The organism is Niastella sp. (assembly GCF_045805085.1).
Taxonomy (GTDB): Bacteria; Bacteroidota; Bacteroidia; order Chitinophagales; family Chitinophagaceae; genus Niastella.
Map to the genome: position 1 here is coordinate 1 of NZ_JBJMLX010000429.1, position 15888 is coordinate 15888.

General features: G+C 45.0%; 13 protein-coding genes. 5 read left to right on the forward strand and 8 right to left on the reverse strand.

From position 1 onward, the window contains the following. Nucleotides 1-227: 227 nt before the first annotated feature. The 3 genes from ACJ751_RS22490 to ACJ751_RS22500 form a co-directional block, all read right to left on the reverse strand. Nucleotides 228-722: a hypothetical protein gene (locus ACJ751_RS22490; protein ID WP_407747777.1), complete on the reverse strand. Its 495-nt coding sequence runs from the start codon at nt 720-722 to the stop codon at nt 228-230. Between the two features lie 79 nt (nt 723-801). Further along, entirely contained in the window at nt 802-1281 is a 480-nt protein-coding gene (locus tag ACJ751_RS22495) for a hypothetical protein (protein WP_407747778.1), read from the reverse strand. Nucleotides 1282-1553: 272 nt separating this feature from the next. Next, nucleotides 1554-1952: a hypothetical protein gene (locus tag ACJ751_RS22500; RefSeq protein ID WP_407747779.1), complete on the reverse strand. Its 399-nt coding sequence runs from the start codon at nt 1950-1952 to the stop codon at nt 1554-1556. 284 nt (nt 1953-2236) lie between these two features. On the opposite strand from ACJ751_RS22500, the gene ACJ751_RS22505 reads away from it, so the two are divergent. The 5 genes from ACJ751_RS22505 (at nt 2237) to ACJ751_RS22525 (ending at nt 7910) form a co-directional block, all read left to right on the forward strand. Then, complete coding sequence (locus ACJ751_RS22505) at nt 2237-3895, forward strand: ATP-binding protein (protein WP_407747780.1); 1659 nt, start codon at nt 2237-2239, stop codon at nt 3893-3895. 110 nt (nt 3896-4005) lie between these two features. Further along, the gene (locus ACJ751_RS22510; RefSeq protein WP_407747781.1) at nt 4006-4476 is read left to right on the forward strand and encodes a (2Fe-2S)-binding protein; all 471 of its coding nucleotides are present in this window, start codon (nt 4006-4008) and stop codon (nt 4474-4476) included. After that, nucleotides 4473-6632: a molybdopterin cofactor-binding domain-containing protein gene (locus ACJ751_RS22515; protein WP_407747782.1), complete on the forward strand. Its 2160-nt coding sequence runs from the start codon at nt 4473-4475 to the stop codon at nt 6630-6632. The genes ACJ751_RS22510 and ACJ751_RS22515 overlap by 4 nt, the downstream gene beginning before the upstream one ends. A gap of 2 nt (nt 6633-6634) precedes the next feature. Further along, on the forward strand, nt 6635-7210 hold the full coding sequence (locus ACJ751_RS22520) for a hypothetical protein (RefSeq protein WP_407747783.1): 576 nt from the start codon (nt 6635-6637) through the stop codon (nt 7208-7210). A 415-nt stretch (nt 7211-7625) separates the two neighbouring features. Then, entirely contained in the window at nt 7626-7910 is a 285-nt protein-coding gene (locus ACJ751_RS22525; protein WP_407747784.1) for a hypothetical protein, read from the forward strand. On the opposite strand, the gene ACJ751_RS22530 is transcribed toward ACJ751_RS22525, so the two are convergent. From ACJ751_RS22530 to ACJ751_RS22550, 5 genes are all read right to left on the reverse strand, one after another. Continuing rightward, on the reverse strand, nt 7911-9269 hold the full coding sequence (locus ACJ751_RS22530; protein ID WP_407747785.1) for a RagB/SusD family nutrient uptake outer membrane protein: 1359 nt from the start codon (nt 9267-9269) through the stop codon (nt 7911-7913). A gap of 21 nt (nt 9270-9290) precedes the next feature. After that, nucleotides 9291-12680, reverse strand: coding sequence for a SusC/RagA family TonB-linked outer membrane protein (locus ACJ751_RS22535; protein WP_407747786.1), 3390 nt, complete (start codon nt 12678-12680; stop codon nt 9291-9293). Between the two features lie 339 nt (nt 12681-13019). Further along, the gene (locus tag ACJ751_RS22540; protein ID WP_407747787.1) at nt 13020-14204 is read right to left on the reverse strand and encodes a FecR family protein; all 1185 of its coding nucleotides are present in this window, start codon (nt 14202-14204) and stop codon (nt 13020-13022) included. A gap of 123 nt (nt 14205-14327) precedes the next feature. Continuing rightward, nucleotides 14328-14918, reverse strand: coding sequence for an RNA polymerase sigma factor (locus ACJ751_RS22545; protein WP_407747788.1), 591 nt, complete (start codon nt 14916-14918; stop codon nt 14328-14330). Nucleotides 14919-15259: 341 nt separating this feature from the next. Beyond that, nucleotides 15260-15888, reverse strand: a 629-nt coding sequence (locus ACJ751_RS22550) for a TlpA disulfide reductase family protein (RefSeq protein ID WP_407747789.1), incomplete at its 5' end; no start/stop codon positions are given.

Here is a 15888-nt window from a genome sequence, read left to right on the forward strand (position 1 = left end):
AAATTTAAGAATACTAAGACACCTAAAAAGGCAATCGATTTAAATGCATAAAAGTTATCATTCTTCACATTTCCGATCCTTTTATTAAATCGAAAGAATTTATAAAAAACTACATCAAATACGTTAACCATGTTAGTTTATAATTTTTAGCAAAGATAATACTAAGGCCCGGGGGAGGTATGATATTAAAAAGCCCCGACAATAACGCCGGGGCTTTGTTTGATATGTTACAGGCGGTCTCCTGCCAGCCAACCGAATCTTATTTTACCAATCTGCTCTAATAGCTTTTTTTCCTTTTCATTGGCTGTTTCTTTTAACTTTTCTTCTATGAAAGATAAAATTTGTTTAGCCAGTTCTTTGCTAATATTTATTTTAGCTGAAGCAGCATAGACATCTGAATTGTAGGAAGCTCCTTCCAGATAATCCATTAAATATTTTGGATAGGCCCGAATTAAAAGCTCCTGCCCCAATAAATTCAATTTCATATAAGCTCCCAAGGCAGCTTCAGATGCTTTTGCAAATTCCATATACAGGTCACGGATAAGTTCAATATTTACTTTTTCAATTTGCGGAAAAATAAATTCACATAACTGAATCCGGAATTCGCCATTAGCATCTTCAAGTTCCTTCCCAAATTTTCCATTCCATTGAAATTCTATTAGGTGAAAATCCTCTTTCCTCGAATATTGAAAAGCAATCCTATTTAAATTCTCAATATCCATATTTAATAAATTATTATTATTTCCACTTAAAAATATTTATTAAAAACGAAAAGTACTCCATTTCCATTCAAACATTCTATTAAGCGCATCCATTCAACGGATTGCCAGTTAGTGACCCGTATACAATGCCCGCATCCCCGGCTTGTGTAATATTATTGTAAGCACTTTGTCCTAAAGAAGTACTCTGCAGATTAACAAACCCCTGATCATTATGAATGATCCTTATCCCATCCAGGCTTTTAGTGGTTTTTATGTCCAGTTTCGAATTCGGCTGAGGGTTACCAATCCCTAAATTTCCGTCATTTGACAAAGTCATTTTTGCAGTTTCAGTTCCGGTTTCAGCACCTGATGAAAAAATGATCCTTCCGTATTCACGAAACTCCAATACATTGTCAGCGCGGCGAAATAAAATACGATGGTTATCATCCATACTCCGGATCTGGCCGTTGTCAGTAAAATAAAGTTCATTGTTACCATTAGTAATGGTAGGTTGTGCCTGAAGTACCTGACCTGTAAGGAACAAACAAAACCCTGTTGACAAGAGTGTAGAAAATCTCATGAAAGCTAAATTTATTGTTATAATTGTATGAAATGAAAATCCGCCCACTTTTGTAAAGCAGGGAATAGAATTCTAATAAAAATTTTTGGCTAATTAACGGACCTGTATGCACATGTAATAACCGGATGGAGTAGTTGCGTTTTTCTCATGAGCAGGTTCAGGCCAGTGTGGTTAGACGAAGGCAAATGTAGGGAATACAAATAAAATTAACCCTTCTTTTTGATACTCGTGCAGTTTAGCCAATAAGCGTGCAGATCTAGCCCGATAGTGCGTCACTCCGCATTGATCTTCACCTGGTACAACAGGTTACCTACATTGTTACTGATATCTTCCAGCAACAACTCCTGTTCATCCCGGCTCAGGGAATTGGGACCGCCAAACAATTTTGAAAGCAAACTTTTAAAAGAAGCATGATCTGCGGTGGGGAGAGAATTTTCGAGGTGCACCATATGCTGCTGATATTTGGTCACCAGCTCATTGATGCGCTCATTATTTTGTTGTGCTGCATAACCGATCAAATACGGGGTCAGCTCCTTGTAAAACTTCCACCAGGTGTCGAAGTCGCCATCATGGGTGCTCAGTTTGCGGTCTCTGGCCCGCACTTCTGTCAGCATATATCTTCCGGTATCTTCCAGATACTGTAACGATCTGATGAGATTACTTTCCTGCATAAAAAGGGCTTTGGGAAGGCTCCTGCGAATTTACCATTCCTTTACAGGCTTTCCATGCCTTTTAGCTCAATAATCCCGAGGGCGGATTCCGATAACCCTGATCAACTAAATAATAAACCACTCCCCTTCTACAATAATTCGCTTCCATACCCACTCTCCTTTAGCTATCTTGCAGCTTTATGCAGTTATTTTGACAAACAGATAATAAATTCAACAAAACTGCATTTATAATAAGGCGCCATTCCTGCTACTAAGGGGAATGGATTAAACCTGAAAGGTCTATTTTGAAGCGTAGCATTGTTATACATAGAAAGATAACATGGTTAATTGTATTCTCCGTTGTTACGCTAGGCGTGGCAAGCGGGTTTATTTTTTCCGGTAAAGAAAATATCGAAAGAAGCAATGCCGTCATCAATCAAACCTACGAGACCATTGAAGCGCTTCAAATGGCCATTACCTCCATGTATGAAACGGGGGCTGTTACCCCCGCCCTGCTCGACTCCGTGGAAAAGCTGACCCATGGAAACAAGGACCTCCAACATGCCCTCCCCACCTTGCGTGCATACGTTGCCACCCAAAAACCTGCGGCGGATACCCGGCAATTATTGCATCACATGCTCGATGAGGAAAAGCAATTACTGGCTGCCCGAAAAGACGCTAATATTCTGGTGAATCAGCATGTGGCCGCCTTACTGATCGTTGGGCGTGTGGGCGCTTTTCTTTTTGTGGTGATCATTTTGCTAATGGTAAATGAAGACATTACCCAACATAAAAATACCCAGCGTAAACTGATTGCCGCCATTGCAGAAGCGCAACAGGCCCGCAAAATGCAGGAACAATTCCTGGCCAATATGAGCCATGAAATAAGAACCCCCATGAATGGCATCAAGGGCATGACCGATCTGTTGCTGGAAACCCCGCTTTCCGACAAACAGCAGGACATGGCCGGCATGATAAAACGCTCTATCAATACCCTGCTGGTAGTTATTAACGACATCCTCGATTTCTCCAAAATAAAAGCCGGCAAATTGCATATTGAAAAGATCGACCTCAGCATTCGCGAGGTACTGAACAGTACCATGTCGCTTTTTGCGCATCCCCTGCGTTCAAAAGGGTTGCAACTGGATATTGCTATTGATCCCCATATTCCGGATTGCGTTATTGGCGACCCCCACCGCCTGAACCAGGTGTTGAATAATCTGATCAGCAATGCCATCAAATTCACCAACAAGGGGGGCATCCATATCAATGTACAGATCCAGGAACAAACCGCCGATACCATAGTGGTGTGTTTTAAAGTAACAGATACCGGCATGGGCATTCCGGAAGAAAGCATCGGCTATATTTTCGACAGCTTTTCACAGGCCAGTCTGGATACTACCAGGCGTTTTGGCGGAACCGGTCTGGGCCTTACTATTTGCAAACAACTGCTGCAATTACAGGGTGGTGATATTTCAGTGACCAGCACGGTGGGTCAGGGTTCTACTTTTCAATTCTATCTGCCTTACGGAGTAACCAGCAAACAGGCGCCCGACGTTCCGGCGCCAACCGGCACCCAGGAATACAACAACCTGCTGGCCGGCAAAAATGTACTGGTGGCTGAAGACAATGAAATAAATCAAAAGCTGATAGAGTTCGTACTGCGCAAGGCCGGCGGCGCCGTAACCATTGCCAGTAACGGGGAAGAAGCCGTGCAGCATTTACAACAGGACCAGCATTACGACCTTATTATAATGGACCTGCAAATGCCCAAAATGGATGGCTATGCCACTACCTACTATATACGCAATCAACTGCGGTTAACCACGCCCATTATTGCCATGACGGCTACCGCCATGAAAGACGAACAATGGCAATGTTTACATGCGGGCATGAATGAATACATGACGAAACCGTTTGAATTTGCCGAACTGTACAAGCGTATTGTGCAGCTGGTTGATTAATTTGTAGTTTACCCCATCATCTGTTTGAATATTACAAGTGATTGTTTGAAAATCATAATCTCCGGTCAACGCACCTTGTTTAATTTAGTATAGCTTAATCATAACGCTATATGATCACACTGACTGTGAACAATCAATCTTATACGGTTGATGTAGAACCCGGCATGCCATTGCTTTGGGTGCTGCGCGATGTGTTACATTTAACAGGCACCAAGTATGGCTGCGGCATGGCGCAATGCGGCGCCTGCACCGTGCATTTGAATGGCGAAGCGGTCCGCTCCTGCGTAACGCCTGTATCGCGTGCACAAGATCAACCGGTAATTACTATCGAAGGACTTTCCAGCAATAGCAGTCATCCCCTGCAAAAAGCCTGGGCCGAGGAAGATGTACCGCAATGCGGATATTGCCAAAGCGGCCAGATCATGGCTGCGGCTGTGCTGTTGCGCGAAAATCCCAATCCCACCGATCAGGATATCGATGATGCCATGAGTGGCAATATCTGCCGCTGTGGTACCTATCAACGCATTCGCAAAGCCATTCATCGCGCAGCCAGTATGCAAAAAGAAGGAGGTGTACAATGAGCCATTCCACTTACAGCCGCCGTCGTTTTTTACAAACCAGTGGCACGCTTACGGGCGGTTTGCTGGTGTCGTTCTTTATTCCGGCCAGTGCTAAACGGTTGGGCGAAAAAGCCGCCGCTGGCGATGTGCTGTTTGCGCCCAACGCCTATTTGAATATTATGCCGGATAACAGCATAAAAATAATGCTGTCGCATGTGGAGATGGGTCAGGGGGTATGGACCACCTTACCCATGCTGATAGCCGAAGAACTGGATTGTGACTGGGACAAGATCACGGTAGAACATGCTCCACCCGGTGAACCTTATAAACACACCTCTTATGGCATTCAAATAACTGGGGGATCAACTTCCACCTGGTCTGAATTTGACCGGTACCGCAATGCAGGCGCTACCGCAAGGACACTGCTGGTGCAAGCGGCCGCCCAAAAATTCAATGTGCCGGTAACTGCCTGCCATACCGAAAAAGGTTTTGTAATAGCCGGCGACAAACGCGCCAGCTATGGCGAGCTGGCTGAAGCAGCCGGTAAACTGCCGGCCCCGGCCAGCGTTCAATTAAAGGACAAAAAAGACTGGCAGTACCTGGGTAAACCCATGCGCCGGCTGGATGCGAAGGCGAAATCAAATGGCGATGCCAAATTCGGGCTGGATGTATATTTCCCCGAGATGCTGGTGGCCGTGGTAGCTCATTCACCGGTTTTTGGCGGAACCGTAAAAACGTTCGACGCTACTGCCGCCAAAGCGATCAAGGGTGTGCGTGATGTAGTAAAAATTCCTACCGGTGTGGCTGTGATAGCCGATCATTTCTGGGCAGCTAAAAAAGGAAGGGATGCCCTGAAAATTGACTGGGATCCCGGGGCGGGCAGCACCTTCAGCACCATCACCCAATTCCAGGAATACAGAAAACTGGCTGGCACCAAAGGCACTCCTGCCGCCAAAGCCGGGCAGGCTGAGGAAGCCATGTCAAAAACCACCAAAAAGATCCAGGCTGAATATGTGTTCCCTTACCTGGCGCATGCGACCATGGAACCATTGAACTGCACGGTTAAAATAACCGGCAATACCTGTGAGATCTGGACCGGCACACAAATGCCGGGGATCGATCAGGCAGCAGCCGCCAAAATATTGGGCTTTAAACCGGAACAGGTAACCCTGCATATCCAGTTCCTGGGTGGTGGTTTTGGCAGAAGGGCCACCCCTACTTCGGATTTCGTTAGCGAAGCTGTTCAGGTGGCCAAGGCAAGCGGTAAGTTCATTAAGCTGGTATGGTCGCGGGAAGATGATATGCGCGGTGGGTATTACCGCCCGGCATTTTTACACCAGGTAACTGTTGGGGTTGGAACCGATGGGTTACCCGCCGCCTGGCAACACCAGATCGTAGGCCAGTCCATCGTAGCCGGTACCTCGTTCGAGGGTATGATCAAGAATGGCATTGATGCCACCTCCGTAGAAGGCGTGACCGATTCGCCCTACCTGGAATCTATTCCAAACTATGCCATTGATCTGCATTCGCCTAAAACCTCGGTTACCGTTTTGTGGTGGCGCTCTGTTGGTCATACTCACACGGCATTCGTGATGGAAACCATGATCGATGAACTGGCCACTGCTGCGGGCAAAGACCCGGTTGCCTATCGCCGCATTATGATGAAAAGCAAACGGCACCTGGGTGTGCTGGAACTGGTGGCAGAGAAATCGGGCTGGAACAATCCTTTGCCGGCCGGACAGTTCCGCGGCATTGCCGTGCATGAATCGTTTGGCAGTTTTGTGGCCCAGGTGGCAGAGATCTCTATAGACAAGGGCCAGTTGAAAGTACACCGTGTGGTTTGTGCGGTTGATTGCGGTACGGCCATAAACCCGGAGGGAGTGCGGGCGCAAATGGAAAGCGGGATCATCTTTGGGTTAACGGCGGTATTGTATGGTGAGATCACTTTTGAAAACGGGAAAGTGAAGCAACGGAACTTTCATGATTACAAAATACTGCGCATGAACGAAGCGCCGCTGATTGAAGTGCATATCCTGGAGAGTGGCGAAAAAATGGGAGGCGCCGGTGAACCGGGCACGCCGCCTATAGCGCCGGCAGTGGTGAATGCCATATTTGCGGCTACGGGTAAACGCGTACGTAAACTTCCACTTCAACTTTCCGATCTCAAATCTATTTGAAAATGAAGATCACTATATGCACCATTAGTCTTATTGTTGCTTTAACGGCAGCATCACTGTCGTTTAAAAGCAAAGACAACAAAGCCAATAATGACAGAATAGCTTCGGAGAATGCTTTTTTACAGGTATACAAGGTGTTTATGTCGCCCCGTTGTATGAACTGCCATCCGGCGGGAGATGTGCCCCTGAACGGGAACGACAACCATTTACACCCGCAAGGCGTAAAACGTGGCGAAGATGGCAAAGGCGTATATGCACTGAAATGCGCCAATTGTCACCAGTCGCAAAACACGCCGGGTTTAAATATGCCGCCGGGTGTACCCGACTGGCATTTGCCACCTGCTGATATGAAAATGGTGTTCCAGGGAAAGAGCGCTCATGAGCTGGCCTTACAAATAAAAGACCCGAAACAAAATGGCGGCAAATCATCCCACGATCTGATAGAACATATGAAAACCGACCTGGTTAAATGGGCCTGGAAACCGGGTGATGGCAGAACCACGCCCCCACTCACCTATACGGAGTTTTATAACCAGTTTAAGCTATGGATCGATAAAGGAGCTGTTGCACCAGAATAACCAATAGGCAACGGGCAATAAGCAATAGGCAATAAATACTTTAATTCTTGCCAATTGTCCATTGCCTATTGCTAATTGGGTAAGTTCCCATTGTACTTATCCAGCAGCGTTGTGCGTTCCTTAACCCTCTCCGATCAGCACTTATCTTCCACTTTATATAAATTTTAATAACACAGGAGTAAAGCCATTGTGCAGTTCCTGTGTTGCTTCATTATTGCCTGAATCAGGTCAAAAATCCTCGCAGCAACAATATTTTCATTTGTCTTTTGTCAAATAGAGTCATCTCGTTGTTTAAACTATATAGGGCATGCTTTAAAAGTTAAACTTATCCGATCCCCCGCTTACTACTCTATGACATTAATTCCAATGTCTTTCATTTATTAGAAACTTTCATGAACATTTAAATTTTTAACCAATGAAAAAGTGGAAAGTAATTTTCATATCCATTGCTATTGTAGTGGGTATCGGGGGAGCGTTTGCTTCCAACTATGGTCCATGCCGGATATGTGGATATTATGATCAATACCGGTTTACGAATGGTTCCTATGTATTAATTGATGGCGAACAGGATGTAAATTATGCCTGCGTAGGAGGTATAGGCATATGCACTTATTACAAGCCAACTTTATTGAGCGCATATCTCCCTTGTCACTTCGGTATTTATACTCCTTTAGATGGATTAAACGCTAAAAAAAAGTAGTCAATATTTGTTTTGCTCGATACGATTATTGAACCGGAGCACCTGTTCCGGGATCGGCAATGCATATCTCCAGCTGTTGGGGAGCAGCACATATGTATACCCTTGCATAGTTCGTGATAGTGTAAGCAATGGTTGCTTTTTGTTTAACCGCCGCACATCAGTATACCTGAGTCCGCGAAAGATGAGCTCTTTTCTTCTTTCCAGAAGAATTATAGTAAGCGCTATTTCGGGTGTTGCTGCAGTATAGGGAATATATTGTCCTGTTTTCCAACGGCTTTTTAATAATTTATTTAAATAGAACATCGCTGTATTTACATCACCCTGCCTGGCATAACATTCCGAAATAATAAGGTACAGTTCTGCCATAGCTAACCCGGTAAACGGTGTTAACTTTCCATAATAGCCTGGCTTAAAAGTAGCAGGCGAAGATCTTGAAAAAAATACGGCCCGCCGTAAATCACCCACTTTGTATTCAGCCAACAAAGTGGAATCAACAAATACTTCCCTTAAAGCTATTTTTTCATACAATGCATCGGTATTGCTCACAGTGCTTTGATAAAGCGTTTCTGCATTGGTTGCGCTGAAAGGTGTACTTGAACTGACTATCCCGGTATTGAAATTGATCAGCGAATCATATAATGCCAGTGATCGATTGGCGGCATCAAGCGCATCGTTATAGGCGCCCATACTTAAATAAACCCTTGCCAGTAATGCATATGCTGCCGGCCGGCTGCTTCTGTTGCGATGCACCAATTCTATGGTTGGGGGTAGTAATTGGATGGCTTTTCCAAGATCATCGATGATCTCTTTATAAGTTGCAGCTACAGAACTTCGCGCCAGCACTTCATTTTGCCTGATAGTAAGCCTTAGCGGAATGCCCTGATCATCAGCAGCGGTAAGCGAATCGTAAGGAGGGGCAAATACCTGGGCTACGTTAAAAAAAGCAAAACTTCGTTTAAACCAGGCATCACCTTCCAGCGGATCTAATATTTTATCATCGATGCTGCCACGTAACCGTGCTACGCCCTCCAACACGTTATTGGCATAATAAGCTTGTGTATACCCGTTATTCCAGTCGGACACTTCCTCCTCTTTATCAAATAAAAAATCTTTATGAAGATACGCGTTCACTATACTTTGCTTCAGGTCAGAAAGGGCAGTATCTGCAAAATAAAATTCATCCCCACAAATAAAATTTAAAGAAGTGGTAGGCCCAAAAACATCCTCATTATCCAGCAGGGCCTGCATATCCCCAGGGGTTTCGGGTACAATAATGGCAGTACCCTGTTTTTCTTTTAAAAGATCGTTTTTATTACAGGCCTGCAAAAAAATCAACAGTAAAGCAACCGTATATTTCATATATGTATAGCATCAATAGTTTTAAAAAGTACATTTCACCCCAATCGTAATGCTCCTGGGTTCAGGGCTGCCCTGTAAATAATCCGGGTCAATCTTACCCGGCGCTGCCTTCCATAAAAACCCCAGGTTGTTGCCGATAACATAAAAGTTCAATGCCTGCAGCTTCCGGTTTTTCAGAATTGTTGAAGGCATACTATAGGTCAGCGACACATCATGCAGCCTGATCTGATCGCCTTTTACCACCAATGGCTGTAGGTTGTTATAAAAAAGATCGCGGGTAGGATCTATTTTTACTGAAGGGACATACGTATTTTTTTCATCTCCCGGATTCTGCCAGCGGTTTGCATAATCATTCAAGCCGGCAAAAACAACATTATTAGGCTCACTATAGTTTACAGAGCTTCGCCTTATATAATAGTCTCCTTTAAAAACAAGCGTGGCAGCCAACGTAAACTGACCATATCCCAATGAAGTATAAAAACTGCCAAAATATGCAGGCACTGAAGACCCTGTACGTATCAGGCTATTGGGCGAAGCAGTCAGAATGGAATCGTAGTTCTTGCTCAAATTGCCGTTCACATAACCCTGGGGATCGCCGGCAGCATCTAACCCACCCCACTTGTATGCATACAGGGAATACACCGGGGCTCCTTTATTGGGACTTAAAAATCCCGGGGCAGTATACAACCAGGCCTCCTTATTAGGATTGTCATAACGGGTAACCTTATTTGTGGTTTTACTAAGCAACAATAAATTATTCAACCTCCATTTGCGGCCAAACGTGTGATTGGTTGAGAGGTTGAAGTCAAACCCGCTTCCTTTCATACTGGCGTTGTTACCCCAGAAAAAGCTACTGCCCAGGGTTGGGTCCTGGGCGCCCGGCGCCAATAAAAAGCCCGACTTCCGTCGGTAATATTCAAAGCTTACTTCCCATTGCCGCTTCCGGTCTGCCAATTCTATAGCCGTGTTCAATAAACCACTTCTTTCCCAACGGAGATCTGGATTATAGGGACTAATAATTTCCATTGGAATGGCATTGTACCGGTTCGCAGGCCCTATCACCGCAGAAGCATACGCTGTCGTGCGTTTGTCGACATTACCGCTATACCCATACGAGGCACGGAGAGTACAATAAGGTAAAAAAGACAGGGGATAAAATGATTCATCGCCGGCATTCCATTTAAAACCCAGTGACCAGAGCGGAATACTTTGATTATTCGTATGTAAGCCAAAGAGATTGGACTGATCTATTCTTCCACTGATCGTGAGGGCATACCGGCGCCATATGGTAAGTCCCGCATTGACAAACGCAGAAGGATAAAAATCAAAACCAGAGCCGGCATGATTGAAATTGGGAACACGGTCAATTACATTCTTATCGTAAAACACCGGGTAGCTCCCATCGAATTTATTGGAGGGAACGGCCCTGTTGAGATCGCCAAAATACCCGAAATAACGCATCGAAAAGCTGTCTGTTTTAAACTTTCCGTATTCTATACCACCCAACGCCGAGACCCGAAAGTTCCGGTGTTTATGCCATTCATAATTAAGCTGAAGACGCGCCTTGTTCGCAATGTATTCATTGGTTTCCATATCCAGTATGCCGCCCAGCGGAATAAGATATTTCACAACTCCGCCATTGTTGACGGCAAATCTGTTTTGCAAATTGCGGGCATAATAAGAAGTGGCGCTCTTTACATCATTTATTTCATCTGAACCCTGTTGGCGTTCATAAATAAATTGCACGTTCAGATCACTGGTAAGATATAATTTACCGGTCAGGATCAAACGGGTATGCAGTCCCTTTCTATTGGTAGCAGTCTCGCGGGTTTCTTGCAAAGGCCGATAGGCCCAGTCCTGCACAAGATTGGATACACTATCCTTGTAATCACTTTTCAGGTCACGTGGCACTGCATTGGGAGCGCCATTAGCATCGGCCAATGCTGAATAAGGATAAAACCAATCCGGGGAGGGATGGCTTTTGGACCGGTTATCGGTAAAAAAACCCTGGATCCCGATCTCGTAAAAATTCTTATTGAAGGTAAGATTACCGGTTAATGTCGTTCGCTGGCGGTAAGAATCCACCTGCGTCATTTTTTCATTTTCAAAACCACCGCCTACATAATATTTCAGATTTTCAGAACCACCTGTAACACTTAAAGTATGCCGGTTGGTTAATCCTGTTTGATAAAACAAGCGATTCAGATCATCACGTACATCCTGTGACCGTAATTGATCGAGCTGCGCTTCCCTTTCTTTTTCTGTAATTTCTCCCAGCTTATACTGTTGCATGATCTCCACATCAGGAGGCACTAACGCATACATGGAGCCCAGCGCTCCATCAAAATTGTTATCAGCAAAAAGCTTACTATTGATCTCGATATACTCTTTTGAACTGGGCAGGGGCAGGTACCAAAGATCAGGCTTTGCCGTTATAGTGAGAGCATTGTTCAATTCAAGGATGGGTTTCCTCAAATCACTTCCTTTTTTGGTAGTCAACACAACGACGCCATTACCGGCGCGCGCGCCCCAGATACTGGTGGCAGCTGCATCCTTCAACACCGTAATGCTTTCGATATCGTTGGGATTGATATTCTCTATATTTCCATAATAAGGCAGATTGTCCAGTACATACAAGGGTTCGGTGTTGGCCGAGATGGTACTTTGTCCGCGGATAGAAATAAACGGCAGGTTGGTACCGGGCATGCGGTTCTTATTGAGCAACAGACCTGGCGCCCGGCCTTCCATTTTTGACAGGATGGAAGTGGTAACCTGGCGTTCCAGTTGTTTCTTTGAAATGGTGGCGTAAGAGCCCGTGGCGCGCTCTTTAGGGAGAACCTGGTAACCGGTATTGACCTTGAGGGCCGAGTCCTGCGTAACGGGATTGATCTTCATCTTGACTGTAACCAGCGTATCACCATACTGCTCATAGATGAAAGTTTCATAACCCACATAACTAAACTCAATGGAAGGGTCACAGGTAGCTTCCAACAGTATAAATTCTCCGTGCTCATTTGTTACACCTTTACGAATGGCGCCTGCGACCGTTACTCCTGCCAGCGGCTTACCATCCGGATCGGTTACCCGCACTTTTACCGCTTTGGGCAGCACCACAATAATAACCGGTGATAACGTATAGGTTACAGGCTGATCTTTAAAGGCATGTTCAAGGACCTCTTCCACAGTTGCACTGTCTTTGTTGAAGAAGACCGGAACCGTATATTTCGCACATTCACCATCCATTATATTACGCAGTCCGGTACGGGCTTGCAGATCCCGCAATACAGCAAATAAGGAGCTGCCGTTGTAGTGGGCCGGGATGTATTTCTTTGATACGCGTTGCTGATTTTGGCTATACGCTGCCGTTCCTGCCAATAAGCAGAACACGGAAGCAGTCAACATTCTTTTCATTACCTTAACCTTTACCCCAACTGGTCGAACAGCAAACTACATGGTGATGTGTCATCGCAAATAATCTGGCCACCGACAAGTAGGTTTGTTTAATAAATTTTTGGTTAATAAATATTCATCAAACACCTCAGGTCACTCTTGTCATCTCCTGCGAACCTTTGCAGGTTCGCAGGGATGTGAGAGCTGTCATTACTACTAAAAAACCAAATGACAGGAAGGATAAGAATTTCTGTAGGAAAAGGTCAAAGCAAGATAGGATCAGCCGTCGGGCCAGGATCAATGGTGATGGGATTTGAAAGAACTCATAGATGCAGCAATACTCCGGAGCTAAGGTTATGGTTATGATCGTACAATTATTTTTTTTCCTTCTTTGGTGAATTTAATACCGGACCGGTCATGCAAATACCCCAGGATCAATTCAACCGGATCATTGTGATAAAAAACTCCGTAAAACGTTTTGTCGGGAATAGTTCCCCTGTATTCCACATCGAGGTCGTAGTGGCGGCAAAGCTGCGCGATGATCGATCTGATATCATCGTTTTCGAATATAAACGTGCCGCTCTTCCAGGCAGTTGCTTTTTTTATCGCCGATAGATCTGTTATCTTTTCGAGTTTCTTCTTTTTTGTAAGTACCGCCTGTTCGCCCGGCTTCAGGAACACAACCTGTTTACCAGCCGTCACTGTCACATATCCTTCCAACAGCGATGTTCTCACTATATTATCCTCTTTATATGCCTGCACATTGAACCTGGTACCCCTCACCTCTATTTTCAAACCCGGCACCTGTACATAAAATGGCCGTGCAGGGTCTTTTACCACCTCAAACCAGGCTTCGCCATTCACTGATACCTGGCGTTCGTTACTGCCAAATGCCGAAGCAAAGAAAACCGAAGAGGCGCTGTTCAACACTACTTTACTGCCATCGGGTAACCGCAACCGGTAATACCCGCCTCTTAACGTTTGCACCGTATCGGGCAACGGGATATTACTGCGCGGGGCAGCCGAATACACCAGTTCACTGTCGTTCTTTGTTACGGGTCGGCCATCTGAATACCCTACCACGCCGTTCTTCAATTCGTCGAGATAAACCGCCAGACTGGCTGCCCGCTTCCACACTGCCCGCTGTGATCTGGGCGTATAGCTGGCATATTGTGTTATGGCCGGGCCAGGTTCCACCGCTGGTGATATTTGCTGTGTTGGTCTTAAATAAAAATACCAGGCAACCACTCCTGTCAGAGGGAGAATGACTGCTGCAGCTGCCAGGTATTTTTTCCAGGCAACACTTTTATTATGGAAGTGGTAAGCCGCTTTTATTTGTTGCCAGGAGGCATGCATATGCACATCGGCCTGTTGCATCCTTTTTACGGCAGCCTCGATCCGGCGACGGTCTGTCAAGTCCTCAAAGAGCTTATGATTGGCTGGATCCTGAATGAGCTGGTTTAATTCAAGGTTGTCTTTTTCGGAAAGGTCATTTGTCAGGTGCCTGAATGCTAATTCAGCCAGCCTGTTTTTTGTTGTAGCCATATGCCCTGTATTAGTGATGTTAAAGTCCCTGCTGCCTGTAAAGAGAAAAAACCGGCTTCGACCTTTCACTTACCTGTAACTTTTTTTTAAAAAACCTGGGAAAAAGATTGCTGCGGACATTCCTTAATCAGGAGAAAAGAACAGCAACAGGATGATTATTAAATTCTTATCTGACAATATTGCTTTTAATTTTTTGATAGCCCGGTTCTTTATAATGTACACCACGTTGTCGTTGGCATTTAAAATGCGGGCGACATCGGGGTTTTGTTTTCCTTCAAAGAATAACTGCTCCAACACCAGCCGGTAACGGGGCGGAAGAGTTGCTATTATCTCTTTAATAGCGTGGTCATGTTCCACCCTCACTATATCATCCTCAATAGAATTTTCGGTTACTGACACATCCTCCAGATCAGTTGCCTCCCTGTGCCTGTTATCTCTTTTTAAGGCTTTCAACTTATCTAAACTGGCCCAACGTACTCTTATATATAGCAGTCCTTCGATGTGCGGAAGAGATTCATACTTTACCTCCTCCGCCAAAAACGCAAGAAAAACATCGGTGACTGCATCACAGGCATCATGCTTATCATCCAGATACCTATGGGCAACCTCTGATAATTTCTGGAACACCTGCTTATAAAAGGCATTGACCATAAACTCATCCCGGCTGTTGATCCCCCGTAATAACGCTACGTCATCAATTTGTTCATCTTTCATGGTAACAGAAAGTTTGGTGATATATACCACCACTCCATACAGGCATGTAAAAGCCCTATGAATTGATGTTTGGATAGCAGGGTCCAAATACACCATCACGTTAAATGGCTGGAATCAAATGGGGGAATCTATGTAACGGTTACGCGATCAACAGGATGACCGCAAGTAAGTACGCAAAGCTATAAAAAACCAGTATATGATGTGTACGATTTTTTTAAGCAGGTTTGCTGGCGTTGCACGAAACGTTGATTAACAACGAAAACAAAATTTAAGCAGACGCAAAAAACGTCAGAAACTGACATAAACACACTAAGTATATGCACCGCATTTACACCTTTTTATTACTGATCTTCTTTCAAAAGCGTGTTTATCTCCTCATCAAACTCCTGCTTAAACGCTTCATAATATTTTCCTGTTGCCGGTCCGTCAAGACCGGTATGTATCTTTCTGACATTCCCCTTTTTATCGATAAAAATGGTGGTGGGAAATGCTTTAATTGTTTCCAGTTGCGGTAATGTTTTTTGTGATCTCAGCGAATCTGACACAGCCACTCCGGTTACCAGGAATGGATATTGCACGGCAAATCTTTTCCGGAACGGCTCCAACGCCTTTTGTGCCCCGGCAAAATCGGTGGTACGTTCATATGCCAGTCCAATGATCTCCACGCCTTCCTTACGATGCTGTTTATAATAGTCGCTTAAAAAAGCGGTTTCATCCATACAATTGGGGCACCAGGAACCGAGGATCTGCACTACCACCACTTTGTTCTTATACTGTTCATCCTGGATGGAAATGGTATCACCCTTTGTAGAGGGGAAACGGAAGTTGAGCCGGGTTTCACCGGGCTTTAACTTTGTTTGTTCATAACTATCCGGCAATTGCACCCGGGCATTTTTGCGGGCCGTCCAGGTTTCATGACCGCTCAGTCCCGAATAATAATTGCCCTCGGTTATTGTACTGTCATTATCAA

What these genes read in the sequence shown, in the direction of transcription:
- ACJ751_RS22490 (WP_407747777.1), bottom strand. Translation starts at nt 722, where the DNA reads ATGGATATTGAGAATTTAAATAGGATTGCTTTTCAATATTCGAGGAAA.
- ACJ751_RS22495 (WP_407747778.1), bottom strand. Translation starts at nt 1,281, where the DNA reads ATGAGATTTTCTACACTCTTGTCAACAGGGTTTTGTTTGTTCCTTACA.
- ACJ751_RS22500 (WP_407747779.1), bottom strand. Translation starts at nt 1,952, where the DNA reads ATGCAGGAAAGTAATCTCATCAGATCGTTACAGTATCTGGAAGATACC.
- ACJ751_RS22510 (WP_407747781.1), top strand. Translation starts at nt 4,006, where the DNA reads ATGATCACACTGACTGTGAACAATCAATCTTATACGGTTGATGTAGAA.
- ACJ751_RS22515 (WP_407747782.1), top strand. Translation starts at nt 4,473, where the DNA reads ATGAGCCATTCCACTTACAGCCGCCGTCGTTTTTTACAAACCAGTGGC.
- ACJ751_RS22520 (WP_407747783.1), top strand. Translation starts at nt 6,635, where the DNA reads ATGAAGATCACTATATGCACCATTAGTCTTATTGTTGCTTTAACGGCA.
- ACJ751_RS22525 (WP_407747784.1), top strand. Translation starts at nt 7,626, where the DNA reads ATGAAAAAGTGGAAAGTAATTTTCATATCCATTGCTATTGTAGTGGGT.
- ACJ751_RS22530 (WP_407747785.1), bottom strand. Translation starts at nt 9,269, where the DNA reads ATGAAATATACGGTTGCTTTACTGTTGATTTTTTTGCAGGCCTGTAAT.
- ACJ751_RS22535 (WP_407747786.1), bottom strand. Translation starts at nt 12,680, where the DNA reads ATGAAAAGAATGTTGACTGCTTCCGTGTTCTGCTTATTGGCAGGAACG.
- ACJ751_RS22540 (WP_407747787.1), bottom strand. Translation starts at nt 14,204, where the DNA reads ATGGCTACAACAAAAAACAGGCTGGCTGAATTAGCATTCAGGCACCTG.
- ACJ751_RS22545 (WP_407747788.1), bottom strand. Translation starts at nt 14,918, where the DNA reads ATGAAAGATGAACAAATTGATGACGTAGCGTTATTACGGGGGATCAAC.